The sequence below is a fragment of the Erwinia sp. S38 genome, assembly GCF_016624545.1.
In the GTDB taxonomy this organism is placed as follows: Bacteria; Pseudomonadota; Gammaproteobacteria; order Enterobacterales; family Enterobacteriaceae; genus Erwinia; species Erwinia coffeiphila.
Map to the genome: position 1 here is coordinate 120,859 of NZ_JACVTS010000001.1, position 12,463 is coordinate 133,321.

Annotated in this window: 13 protein-coding genes; 5 read left to right on the forward strand and 8 right to left on the reverse strand. The window is 57.7% G+C overall.

Annotated elements, in window-relative coordinates; genetic code table 11:
• Window positions 1-62 precede the first annotated feature (62 nt).
• The 3 genes from IBT46_RS00520 to IBT46_RS00530 all read left to right on the forward strand — a co-directional run bounded on the left by IBT46_RS00520 (window position 63) and on the right by IBT46_RS00530 (window position 3,922).
• Window positions 63-1,409 (forward strand): MFS transporter, encoded by a 1,347-nt coding sequence (locus tag IBT46_RS00520; protein ID WP_200543086.1) that lies wholly within the window; start codon window positions 63-65, stop codon window positions 1,407-1,409.
• Between the two features lie 454 nt (window positions 1,410-1,863).
• On the forward strand, window positions 1,864-2,616 hold the full coding sequence (locus IBT46_RS00525; protein ID WP_338049329.1) for a Crp/Fnr family transcriptional regulator: 753 nt from the start codon (window positions 1,864-1,866) through the stop codon (window positions 2,614-2,616).
• 232 nt (window positions 2,617-2,848) lie between these two features.
• A complete protein-coding gene (locus IBT46_RS00530; protein WP_200543087.1) occupies window positions 2,849-3,922 on the forward strand; it encodes a hypothetical protein in 1,074 nt (357 codons plus the stop codon).
• A gap of 265 nt (window positions 3,923-4,187) precedes the next feature.
• Here IBT46_RS00530 and IBT46_RS00535 read toward each other — a convergent pair whose 3' ends face one another.
• The 8 genes from IBT46_RS00535 to IBT46_RS00570 form a co-directional block, all read right to left on the reverse strand.
• Complete coding sequence (locus IBT46_RS00535; protein WP_200543088.1) at window positions 4,188-4,526, reverse strand: hypothetical protein; 339 nt, start codon at window positions 4,524-4,526, stop codon at window positions 4,188-4,190.
• A 15-nt stretch (window positions 4,527-4,541) separates the two neighbouring features.
• A complete protein-coding gene (locus IBT46_RS00540) occupies window positions 4,542-4,811 on the reverse strand; it encodes a hypothetical protein (protein ID WP_200543089.1) in 270 nt (89 codons plus the stop codon).
• A gap of 506 nt (window positions 4,812-5,317) precedes the next feature.
• The gene (locus IBT46_RS00545; protein ID WP_200543090.1) at window positions 5,318-5,890 is read right to left on the reverse strand and encodes a DUF6640 family protein; all 573 of its coding nucleotides are present in this window, start codon (window positions 5,888-5,890) and stop codon (window positions 5,318-5,320) included.
• A 74-nt stretch (window positions 5,891-5,964) separates the two neighbouring features.
• A complete protein-coding gene (dmpG, locus tag IBT46_RS00550) occupies window positions 5,965-6,981 on the reverse strand; it encodes a 4-hydroxy-2-oxovalerate aldolase (RefSeq protein ID WP_200543091.1) in 1,017 nt (338 codons plus the stop codon).
• Window positions 6,978-7,940 (reverse strand): acetaldehyde dehydrogenase (acetylating), encoded by a 963-nt coding sequence (locus tag IBT46_RS00555; protein WP_200543092.1) that lies wholly within the window; start codon window positions 7,938-7,940, stop codon window positions 6,978-6,980. Before IBT46_RS00555 ends, dmpG begins: the two co-directional genes overlap by 4 nt.
• Complete coding sequence (locus IBT46_RS00560; protein ID WP_200543093.1) at window positions 7,937-8,725, reverse strand: 2-keto-4-pentenoate hydratase; 789 nt, start codon at window positions 8,723-8,725, stop codon at window positions 7,937-7,939. The genes IBT46_RS00555 and IBT46_RS00560 overlap by 4 nt, the downstream gene beginning before the upstream one ends.
• Window positions 8,722-9,531, reverse strand: coding sequence for a 2-keto-4-pentenoate hydratase (locus IBT46_RS00565; RefSeq protein WP_200543094.1), 810 nt, complete (start codon window positions 9,529-9,531; stop codon window positions 8,722-8,724). The genes IBT46_RS00560 and IBT46_RS00565 overlap by 4 nt, the downstream gene beginning before the upstream one ends.
• The gene (locus tag IBT46_RS00570; RefSeq protein WP_200543095.1) at window positions 9,528-9,740 is read right to left on the reverse strand and encodes a tautomerase family protein; all 213 of its coding nucleotides are present in this window, start codon (window positions 9,738-9,740) and stop codon (window positions 9,528-9,530) included. Before IBT46_RS00570 ends, IBT46_RS00565 begins: the two co-directional genes overlap by 4 nt.
• 337 nt (window positions 9,741-10,077) lie before the next feature.
• Between IBT46_RS00570 and IBT46_RS00575 the strand changes: the two genes are divergently transcribed.
• Window positions 10,078-10,968, forward strand: coding sequence for a LysR family transcriptional regulator (locus tag IBT46_RS00575; RefSeq protein ID WP_200543096.1), 891 nt, complete (start codon window positions 10,078-10,080; stop codon window positions 10,966-10,968).
• A gap of 944 nt (window positions 10,969-11,912) precedes the next feature.
• Window positions 11,913-12,461 carry a PTS glucitol/sorbitol transporter subunit IIC gene (locus IBT46_RS00580; RefSeq protein ID WP_105592240.1) on the forward strand — a complete coding sequence of 183 codons (549 nt, stop codon included), beginning with the start codon at window positions 11,913-11,915 and terminating at the stop codon, window positions 12,459-12,461.
• Window positions 12,462-12,463 lie beyond the last annotated feature (2 nt).

Here is a 12,463-nt window from a genome sequence, read left to right on the forward strand (position 1 = left end):
GGGCTGTACCCTTTATTTCATTACTGTATTGATAATTAAAATAACATCAGCAGAGGAATGTCATGGATAAAACGTCTCCCGATCATTTGTCCGTCGCCATCAGCAAAGCGATAAAAAGAATTATCCCGATGGTGACGCTTATGTTTATTTTGGCCTACCTGGACCGGGCGAATATTGGTTTTGCTAAACAGCAGTTTCAATATGACACCGGGCTGAGCGATGCCGCCTATGCGTTTGGCGCGGGAATATTCTTTATCGGCTACGCGCTATTTGAAGTGCCCAGCAATATTTTGCTGTATAAAGTGGGAGCCAGAATATGGCTCGGCAGGATTATGATTACCTGGGGCCTGGTTTCCGCCTCAATGATGTTCGCCCATACCGAGAACGTTTTTATCTTCCTGCGTTTTTTACTCGGCGTGAGCGAGGCCGGTTTCTTCCCGGGGGTGATTCTGTATCTGACGTTCTGGTTCCCGCTGCATATCCGTGCCAGGGTGACCGGTTATTTCCTGTTCGGCGCGCCGCTGGCGTTCATTATCGGCGGCCCGCTGTCGGGCGGTCTGCTGACGCTGGACGGCACGCCGTTTGCCTTTGGTCTGCACGGCTGGCAGATGATGTTCCTCGTTGAGGGGCTGCTGGCATCCATCGTCGGGGTGTGGGTGATTTTTTACCTGGACGATCGCCCGGAAAACGCCAAATGGCTGAATGCCAGCGAGAAAAAAGCGCTTTCGGATAAGCTGGCGGCGGAAGACGAACAAAAAATTGCCCACGGACCAAAAGGCGCACTGGCGGCACTGCTGGACATCAAGGTGCTGTATCTGTGCCTGATCTGGTTTACCGTGCAGGTCTGCGGCTACGGTATTTACTTCTTCCTGCCGACGCAGATCGCCACGCTGATGGGCACCAAAGTCGGCCTGCTGGTAGGGTTTGTCACCGCCATTCCGCCTCTGTGTGCAGCAATAGCCGTCTATTACGTACCGCGGATTTCCGAGAAGCTGGGCGAGCGGCGGATCGTGGCGGCGGTGACCTTTATGCTGGGCGCAGCGGGCATTGCCATCTCCGGTTTTGCCGACAGCGTACCGGTTATCGCTATTACCGCACTCTGCGTAGCCGCAGCGGGTCACCTGGCGATGCAGCCGCTGTACTGGACCTTCCCGTCTTCCTATTTAGGCGGCACGGCGGCGGCTTCCGGTATTGCGCTGATTAACTCGATGGGCAACCTGGGGGGTTTTGTTGCGCCGAACATCCGGGTATGGGCCGAGCAGACGTTCCATTCAGCGCGGGCGGGGCTGTATTTCCTCGCGCTGGTGACCTTTGTCGGTGGCGTGATGATCCTGCTGCTGCGCCGTATGGGAATGGATAAAAAGGTGGTGGCTCCTTCCACGACCGGGTCATCCGCAGCGCTAAACTGAAAGAGACGAAGCTGGCTGTATTGCCGCAACCCAATCTTCAAACAGGCAACGCAACAGCTCAGAAGCGGACGGGGTTTGCCCCGGTTGGAGTATCCACCGCGCTAAACTGAAAGAGACGAAGCTGGCTGTATTGCCGCAACCCAATCTTCAATCAGACAACGCAACAGCTCAGAAGCGGACGGGGTTTGCCCCCGACTGGAGCATCCGCAGCGCTGAACGGAGTAAGGAAGCCCGGATTCGCCAGCAGGGACGCTGGCGAAAGGCGCAGCCGTGCAGGACGCACGTCTGCGGCGGTCCGCAAGGCTGACGCGCGACGTGAAGGGACCGCGAAGCGGCGCGAGGACCAGCCCAGCCGGGGGCAAACCCCGTCAGCGCGATCGCCAAATCCAGCAGACATCAAATAAATGCTATAAATCCCCATCCCGATCCCCACCCGGCAGCAAAGGTAAACAACGTGAAATTATCCGACAACGGCCAGTACCTGCTCCAGCCCGAAGGCGATGTCATCACCCTGTCAGAACAGGAATTGCTGGCGATCCTCTCCACCAGCAGCTGGTTTAACGAACTGCCGGACTACCTGATTGCCAAAATCGTGGAGCTGTCCAGCATCCGTAACTACGAAGATGGCGATGTTATCCACTACCAGGGTGACACCTCACGCGGGCTCTATGCGGTACTCTCCGGTGCGGTAAAAGTCAGCTCCCTTGGTGCCGATGGCAAAGAGTGCGTCTTTCGCTACCTTGCGCCCGGTAGCTGGTTTGGCGAAATCGGCATGCTGGATAAATCCGCCAGAACTCACGATGCCCGCGTGATCAACAATACCCTGCTGCTGGTGCTCTCCTCCCGTGATGTGCAAACGCTGCTTAACCTCTATCCAATTTTTTATAAATTCCTCGCGCTGCTGCTGTGCCGGGTGGTCAGAAACGCTTTCACCATGCTGAATGACACCACGCTGCTGTCGGTATCGGCCAGGCTGGCAAAACGACTGATCAGTCTGGCCGAGGCTTACGGAGAACCGCACGAACGGGGGATTTTGATCGGCCTGTATCTGACGCAGGACGATATGGCCACGATTATCAATACCACACGGCAGACGATTAATAAGCGGCTGGTGGACTGGCAGAAGCTGGGATGGATTGATGCTAAATACGGAAAAATATTAATTATGAATTCGGAAGCGCTAAAACAGCTATATATGGATGAATAGCTTTTAGCGGCGTGAAGTGGTTTCTCAGACGAATATTCAGCGTCAATTTTTAATAAAAAACCTATCGTGTTAACGATCACAGTTTCAGGCCGTTGCGATACGCGATGGCTATTAAACGCTGCGGCGAAGGTATTGGACGCTCCGAGCGGGGTATTCGTACTCTTTTAGCGGTGCGCGCCTGCCCGATTGTCGGAAAGGCTCGCCATTTCCCGCTACCCGTAAAGGATAAAATATGCCATCCGCTAACCCCTCTTTGCACTCCGGCGCTATCGCCGCCGTGCTGGTCATTGCCGTTGCTTTGTTTATCGTCACCGGGATATCACCGGCATTGCTCTCCGGCTGGCTTTCACTGCTGCTGGTGGCGATAGTGCCGACGCAGATTGTTTACGGTGCTTTGTGGAATAACGCGCGGCCGCAGATTATCACCCGGCTTTCCCAACCGTGGCGCGGGCTGATGCAGCTGGCGATCTCCGTGATTATCGGTATTCCGGTAGCGGCGTTCGCGCTGTGGGTGCCCGGCGGCGGTAGCCCGAACCCTTTTGCCAATATGTTCCTGATCCTGTCGGTGCCGGTGACCTTCTGGCTGGTGGCGGTGTGGCAGGGCTGGCCGTGCTCGTTGTTATTTAAAAATAAAGGGTTACTGGGGATTGCCACGCTGCTGCTGGCCTATGCGCTAACGTACCTGCTGTTTCGCACGCTGTTTGATTTTGGCTTCGCCAGCGGCGCACCGTTCTACCAAAGCGTGCTCGATCCACATGGCCTGCTGCTGGCGTGGTATCCGCTGACCGCCGCGCTGGCCGCGTTAACCTTTATGCTGATGGGCATTCTGCTGGACTTCTGGCCCGCCTCTGCGCTGGCGCAGCGGCTCCCGATTACCGGCAGGCAGCCGCTGTGGGCGCTGGTGGTCAGCCTGGGCGTGGCGGTCTGTACGGCGCTGCTGTGGCTGCTGTTCATCAACGTGCTGCAGATGGATATCGTGATGTTTATGGTGAGGATTTGCGTCTGTACCATCTTCGGGATTTTTATTCTGCTGGTGATCATGCAGGGCGTTCCGTCGCTGAGCCTGCCGCAGCCGCTGCGCGGTTTAGTGCTGATCGCCATTGCGGTAGCGTCAGGCCAGTTGGCGTTTTGGGGCTACGGCTATCTGGGCAGGCTGACGTTCGGCCTCGCTATGGGCGCGCCGGGCTACGCGCTGGAACTGTGGATGGCTTCCGGCATGCTGTCGGTGACGTTCCCGGCGATGGTGCTGTTCGCGCAGTATTTTGCGTTCTGGCCGATGAAGAGAGGGGCTCGGGAGTTTAAATAATAAGACGCTTGTGAAGTGGGGGCTGGGTTCCAGGGAGGTCCTCACGCCCCGCTGCGGATGCCCTTACGCAGTAGCAGAGGCTGTCCCCTTCAATTGTTTCATCGCTTTTTTGGGCTTTCAGGCAATAAGAAAGTCAGAGAGCGGGCTGGCTGTGCCCCCGTCTGTGGCGGTCCGACAGGCTGACGGATGAAGTGAGGCAACAGCGAAGCGGCGGGAGGAGCGACCCTCTCAGCTATCCACCGGGGGCTTTCGGATTCACGTCGTGTTACGGTCTGGAGATCTGGACGATGTAAAGAAGGGATAAATAGTCCTGCCGCGTGCTGGCGAAAATATCGAGTATCGCCTCGTCAGTATGTTGATTGTAACGGAAAAGACAGATGTATTTCCCAGAGTGATCTAACCAACGGCGCGACCTTACGCCGTTAGCCAGTGCGTTTTGTTCAAAAGGATACTGAAGGGGATTCGCTTCAATGTCGTCGATAGCTTGTTCAAGTAAATCCGTCGCAAAATCGCGAGCATCGTCGCCTGGCATGGTTACCGATTTATATGACTCAATGACTGACAGAGTTTGTTCTGCGACTTGTGTGATCCGTACTACCGTCATTCTCTGGTCCTTACATTATCTGCGCCGCTCGGATCTCCTCCGCGCTAATAGCTCACGGGCTGATTCGTGGCGGCCGTTCTCAAAATCATGCTGGGATAAGCTCACGAGCTTCAGCATGGCGTTGACCTGCTGCTGCTGATGGCGCTCAGCCAGTTCCGCTTCACGTTCTTCCGCAGTCTGGATAAACAGCTCGGCTGCACCGTTTTTAGTCACATACACACCGCCTCTGAAGTTCTGTGGAGTGCCAAGCATCTCTCTTGCAGTCTTCTGTGAAATGGTTGTCATGGTGATTCCTCTTGCTTAATGGTGTGGCTGCACGGATGAAAGCGTCCGCCAGTCACCGTCTTCTTTAATGCCGACCTTCCGGGAGTAGAGGTCGCAAGCGCTTACAAAATGTACATTAGCAAATCGCGGGGTGGGGTACAATATTTGTCATAAATTTTACCCCTCTTCCATCTGCTCATTCAGATTTTGAGGAATAAGTTCGCCGTCAAACCAATCTGGATTCAAATCTTCAGGAAGAATCTCGCCGTTAAATCCTTTTATTTTTCAGGCAACGCAGAAGTCAGAGAGCAGGCTGGCAGTGCCCCCGCTCGGGCAATCCGCAGCGCTGAACGGAGAGAGGAAGCCAGGATTCGGCCGCATGGACGCGGCCGAAAGTCACAGCCGCGCAGGACGCGCGTCTGTGGCGGTCCGACCGGCTGACGAACGAAGAGAAGGGACCGCAACGCGGCGCGAGGACCGCCCGAGCGGGGGCACTGCCAGCCAGCGTGGCACAGGCAACCAGCAAACTACCCCTTCGACGGCTTCAACTGATGCCGACGCCCCACCACAAACGCACCGACAAAAATCACCACGGTAAACATCAGCAGCGCAAACAGCACATACATCACGCTCCACAACAGCGTAGTGAACGGCGTCGCCACCGTATCCTGCGGGATCAGCAGCCCAATCACCGCCATTGCCAGAATAATCACCGTGGAACTGAACAGGGTAATATTCACCTCAAACTCAAACCAGCGGCCCAGCACCGGCGGGCGCCACGGCAGCACGCCGTTCGAATCATAAGTACCACCGCCGTAGCCCCGGCGGGCAAACACCGCGGTAAAGAAACCACCGTAGGCCGAAGCCGACATCGCCGCCGCCAGCCACAGATGGCCCTCAAAATCCGCGCCCCAGATCGCCCACAGCGCCACCAGCGCGAAGCCGATATAACTGCACACCTGCCAGACCACGTGAAAACGCGCGTGCGGCACCCACTTCGGGTTGGTCATATGGGTTTCGTTCGAGTCGAAAATGGAAGGGATCACGCTATAGCCCAGCGTACATATGGTTAACAGCACCTGTAGGGTCAGAGTATTCATTAAACACCTCTTATTATTTTGTTATGCGGTTGATGATGATGGCCGCCCGCAGCGGCGGCCAGGGACAGCAGAAATCAGGCCTTCTGACTGAGATCCAGCGCGGCATCCACAATCATATCCTCCTGGCCACCCACCATACGGCGGCGGCCCAGCTCGACCAAAATATCGACCGTTTTCAGCTGATATTTTTGCGCCGCCGCTTCTGCATGGCGCAGGAAGCTGGAATATACCCCGGCGTAGCCCAGCGCCAGGGTTTCACGATCGACGCGCACCGGGCGGTCCTGCAGCGGCCGGACCAGATCGTCAGCGGCATCCATCAGCGCATACAGATCGGCACCGTGCTGCCAGCCAAGCTTATCAATCGCCGCCACGAACACCTCCATCGGCGTATTCCCGGCCCCGGCACCCATGCCCGACAGGCTGGCATCTACCCGATCGCAGCCTTCTTCCAGCGCCACAATCGAGTTCGCCACGCTCAGCCCGAGGTTGTGATGGGCGTGCATACCGGTCTGAGTGGCCGGATTTAGCACGTCTTTCAGCGCGCGGAAACGATCGCGGATATCGCTCATATTCATCGCGCCGCCGGAATCCACCACGTAGATGCAGCCCGCGCCGTAGCTCTCCATCAGCAGCGCCTGTTTCGCCAGCTCCTGCGGCGTGGTCATATGGCTCATCATCAGGAAACCGACCGCATCCATGCCGTTTTCGCGCGCCCAGCTCAGATGCTGGCCGGAAACATCCGCTTCCGTGCAGTGGGTGGCCACGCGCACCACGCTGGCCCCGGCATCGCGGGCATTGCGCAGATCGTGCAGGGTGCCGATCCCGGGGATCAGCAGCGTCGCGATCCGCGCGCGTTCCACGCTTTCTGCCGCCGCCGCGATCCACGCCACATCGCTGTGCGCGCCGAAACCGTAGTTAAAACTGGACCCCTCCAGCCCGTCGCCGTGGGCCACTTCAATACTGTCGACACCGGCACGATCCAGCGCCCGGGCGATCGATCGCACCTGATCCAGCGAATACTGATGGCGCACCGCGTGGCTGCCGTCGCGCAGGGTGACATCGGAAAGATAAATCTGCTTCAGCTCGGTCATGACTGCTGCTCCTTAATTCCACGGGCAATGCCGGAGGCGATACGGCGGCGGGCAAGCACATCGGCGCTGGCCATCGCGGCGGAGGTCATAATGTCGAGGTTACCGGCGTAGGCGGGCAGGTAGTGCGCCGCGCCTTCCACCTCGATCAGCAGGGTGATTTTCAGCCCGCGTGTTAACCCTTTGGCCGGCGTCAGCGCCAGCTGCTGCTCGTTCATTTCATCGAACTGCACCTGCTGCTTGAGGCGGTAGCCGGGCACGTACTGCTGCACGCGCTCAACCATCTCCGCAATCCGCTGGCGCAGCAGATCCTGGTCTGCCGGTTCGGTCAGCAGATAGATGGTGTCGCGCATCATCAGCGGCGGCTCCGCCGGGTTAAGAATGATGATCGCCTTACCGCGTTTGGCACCGCCGACCTGCTCAATGGCATGACGGGTGGTTTCGGTAAACTCGTCGATATTGGCGCGAGTACCCGGACCTGCGGAGAGGCTGGCGATAGAGGCCACGATCTCCGCATAGTGCACGGTAGTGACCTGCGAAACCGCCGCCACCAGCGGAATGGTCGCCTGGCCGCCGCAGGTGACCATATTGATATTGCTGGCTTCGACCTGCTCCAGATTGATCGCCGGAACCACGTAGGGACCGATGGCCGCTGGGGTTAAGTCCACCACCTGGATACCGTGCTTTTGCAGTTCGGCATTATGATGCGGGTGGGCACCGGCGGACGTGGCGTCGAAGACGATATCAATCTCCGGGAACACCGCCATCTTCAGCAGCCCTTCAATCCCCTCTGCGGTCACCGGGATGCCCCATTTTGCCGCGCGGGCCAGCCCCTGCGACTTGGGATCGACGCCGACCATCGCGCCCATCTCCAGATATTGCGCGTTGCGCTGCACCTTGATCATCAGATCGGTACCGATATTGCCGGGGCCGATGATGGCGACTTTTACTTTATCCGTCATTTGCTTACTCTCTGTTGTGAGATGCCCGCGAGATGAAAACCGGCGCTGCCGAGCGTTTGCATCTCAACCGAAATGTAATCACCGGGGTGGACCCACTCCGCCGCCGTCGCCCCACCGGCCAGCACAATCCAGCCCGGCTGTAAGGGTTCACCGGCCTGTTCCGCCAGCCGCGCCGCCGCTACCAGCGAACGCAGCGGATGGCCGAGCAGCGCGGCGGTAGAGCCGGTATGGGCGACCTGGCCGTTAATGTTCAGCGTCAGGCCCAGATTGCTGAAATCGATATCCGGCCGGTTCCATGGGCCAATCACCAGTCCGCTGGACGAGGCGTTATCGGCAATTACCTCCGGCAGGGTGAAGCGGAAGTTCTGATAGCGGGAGTCGATGATCTCCAGCGCCGGGGCGATGGCTTCGACGGCGGCCAGCGCCTGCGGGCCGGTCACGATGCCGCTCAGCTCGCGTTTCAGAATAAAGGCGATTTCCGGTTCGCAGCGCGGATGCACGAAGCGACTTGCCTCAACGCTGCCGCCTTCTTCAATCAGCATCGCGTCGGTCAGGCGGCCCCAGATCACGTCGGACAGCCCCATCTGGACCATTTTGGCGCGGCTGGTAAAGCCCATCTTCACCCCGATCCGCTGTTCACCGCGTGTCAGGCGGCGCTGGATCGACAGGCGCTGGATGGCGTAGGCCTGTTCCAGACTGAGCGTACCTTCACTGTCAAACTGCGGGGTTTCCACCGCATTACGCGCCGCGTCGTCGAGGCGGATCGCCAGTGCTTCACTGTTCATTGCTGCTTCTCCTCAGCGCTTTCCGCCTGAAATACCGCCCGGACCTGGCCCAGGCCGTTAATCCGCGCTTCAATCACATCCCCCGGTGCCACGCTGACCATTGGCCCCAGCGCGCCGGAGAGGATCAGTTCACCCGCGCGCAGCGGCGTGCCCATTCGTACCATGGTGCGCGCCAGCCACAGCACCGCATTCAGCGGATGGCCCAGGCAGGCAGCGCCCGCACCGGTGGAAACCGGTTCGCCACGGCGGGTCATCACCATGCCGCACAGGCGCGGATCGAAGTCGGACAGGCTGCGCGGCGTGGTGCCGAGCACGAACGCGCCGGATGAGGCGTTATCCGCCACGGTATCGGTAATGCGGATATTCCAGTCGGCAATGCGGCTGCCGACGATTTCCAGCGCGGGCAGGGCGTAGTCGATGGCGCGGATCGCATCTGCCAGGGTCGGCAGCGGCATGGCGAGATCGTCCCGCAGCACGAAGGCGATTTCGGCCTCAATCTTGGGCTGCGCCAGCGCGCTGACCGGAATCGGTTCGCTGTCGCCAAAGGCCATGGTATCCAGCAGCACGCCGAAATCGGGCTGATCCACCCCAAGCTGACGCTGAACGGCCGTCGAGGTCAGACCGATCTTGCAGCCGACGCGGCGGGCACCGTTCGCCAGCTGACGGGTGATATTGCGCTGCTGAATGGCGTAGGCGTTTTCAATGTTCATTGCCGGCCAGCTGTCGCGCAGCGGGGCGACGGGGCGGCCGTGCTGCGCCGCCTGCCAGAGCGTATCCGCCGCTTGCTGGATCTCTGCCGGGGTCATACGCCGGCCTCTTTTTTCTTCGCGGCGATCTCATCCTTGGTTTCCCCGCCCACGCACCAGTGCTCCGCCGGAACGGAAGTGGCGTAAACGCGGATGCTTTCCAGCGGCGCGTCCAGCATTTCAGAAACGGTATGGGCAACGGCTTTTACGCAGGCTTTAACGCGTTCGCTGTCGCGGCCTTCGACCAGAGAAATATGAATTACGGGCATGATGGACTCCTGTTGAGAATAGCGTCACACGCTGATGACGGCGTGTATCCTGTATTTGCAGAGTGAACGCCCGGAGCTATACCGTCCAATACCTATAGGGAGCGATTCGATACCGTAATGGCATCGGATAATGTGCAGGGAAATAGCGTTTTATGAGGTGACTCGCAGAAATTCCGCCGGGAATAAAATCACCGATAAGAATGTGTGACGTATTTAGCACTAAAAGGGTTCAGCGCGTTTCACCCGCAGAAATTCGGGTAGAGTCAGCAGGATTATGTGATACCGGCGGTGCCGAAATCCGGTCAAAACAATTCGAAAAAGGTATTGAGGGACGAGAATGGATGTTAAGCAGCTACGGTACTTTATTGCGCTGGCGGAAGAGCAGCATTTTGGCCGGGCGGCCGAACGTTTGCACATCACCCAGCCGCCGCTGACACGCAGCATTCAGGCGCTGGAATCCTCCCTTGATACCACGCTGTTTGTCCGCACCAGCAAAGGCGCGACGCTGACCACGGCGGGTCATCTGCTGCTGGAAAAAGCGCGGTCGATTCTGTCGCTGACCCAGGATGCACGTGAACACGTGCGCCTGGCGGGGCAGGGTTTTATCGGCAGGCTGGACGTTGGGGTGTTCAGCTCGGGGATGTTTAACGTCATCCCGCATCTGCTGGGCGAGTTTCACCGCGAGCGACCGGAAGTGAAGATCCGCATTCACTCGATGGGCAAGGCGCAGCAGCTGATCGCTCTGCGCGAGAAGCGCATCAGTATTGGTTTTAACCGGCTGGTGCCGCAGGAGCCGGATATCGCCGTTGAGTGGGTGCGGCACGAATCCTATATCGTGGCGCTGTATGACGATCATCCGCTGGTGGCGAAATCGGCTATCACGCTGGCGGATCTGGAGAATCTGCCTCTGATCCTCTATCCGAAAGCGCCGGTCCACGGTCTGATGCAGGTGATTGCCGATGCGTTCCACCACGAGGGGGTGCAGCTCAACGTGGAGCAGGAGGTGGACGACGTGATGATGGCGATTGCGCTGGTGGCCAGTCGTTTTGGCGTCTGTATTACTACCGAGTCCGCTGCCAATCTGAAATTACCCGGCGTGGTGTATCGGCCGCTGCATTCTTTGCAGTTGCAGGATATCGAGCTGAGCTGTCTTTATCGTAAAGAGGATGATTCGCCGATATTAAATTCATTTTTGCGTTTAATTCGCTGTCGGCGGCGGGCGCTGTAGAAGTTGCTGTCCCCTTTTTGATATTTTCATCGCTTCTTAAATATTAGAACGCCTAATTTTATTCGGTAAATCATGATGTTGTATGGGTAAAGCTCAACGTCTAGATAACTTAACAAGCTAAAAGTTGGGATATGTTGAGTAAAAAGTTGCTATGAAAAAGGTGTTTTGGGTCCAGCCTCTGCTGCTGCTTCAGGGCGGTCCTCGCGCCGCGTTGCGGTCCCCTCGGTTCCGCCATTGCGCCGACCGGACCGGCCAGGATTGAACATCCCTGTTCAAGCCCGGCCTGACGCCAGCGTCCCTGCTGTCGTCTCCTGGCGCAATGGCTTCACCTCAGCGCTGCGGATGCCCTTACGCAGCAGCAGAGGCTGTCCCCTTCAATTGTTTCATCGCTTTTAGTTTGAAGATAAGTCGGTGCTGTAAAGATCGGGGTTGGTGTGCATCCCTCGCTTTTGACTTTTCAGGCAACACAAAAGTCAGAGAGCAGGCTGGCAGTGCCCCCGAGCGGGCAATCCACAGCGCTGAACGTAGAGAGGAAGCCAGGATTCGGCCGCATGGACGCGGACGAAAGTCACAGCCGGGCCAGGACGGCCCGTCTGTGGCGGTCCGACAGGCTGACGAATGAAGTGAAGGGACCGCAACGCGGCGCGAGGACCGCCCGAACGGGGGTACTGCCAGCCAGCGCTAACACCCGACTTTGTAGCAGTCCGACCGTAGGCACTGCCAGCCAGCGCTAACTCCCGCCCATGCCAAAAACTCCCCAATAAACGGCTTTTCATCCACTTCTCATCACAAATGAAAGATTTTATCTTTCATTGTTTCTTTCACAATGAAAGATTTTATAATCGTTTTGTGACATAGATTGCTTTTTTTAAATGATTTTCGATCTACCTTCTTAGCGCTGTGAATAAGAACGTTTTATCTGTTCTCTACGCGAGGGGTTAAAAATGATTGAAAGCATCACCCACGGGGCCGAGTGGTTTATCGGCCTTTTCCAGAAAGGCGGGGAAGTGTTTGTCGGCATGGTGACCGGCATCCTGCCGCTGCTGATCAGCCTGCTGGTCGTTATGAACGCGCTGATTGTATTTGTCGGCCAGCAGCGCATCGAACGGCTGGCGCAGCGCTGTGCCGGGAACCCGGTATCCCGCTATCTGTTCCTGCCGGTGATCGGCACCTTTGTTTTCTGTAATCCGATGACGCTAAGCCTCGGCAAGTTTCTGCCGGAAAAATACAAACCCAGCTATTACGCCTCGGCCTCCTACAGCTGCCACTCAATGAACGGCCTGTTCCCGCATATCAACCCCGGCGAACTGTTCGTTTATCTCGGCATCGCCAACGGGCTGACCACGCTGAACCTGCCGCTGGGTCCGTTAGCGGTCAGCTATCTGCTGGTCGGCATGATCATGAACTTCTTCCGTGGCTGGGTGACCGACCTGACCACCACCATCTTTGAGAAAAAAATGCGTATTCAACTGGACCGTCAGGTTCGTTTATAAGC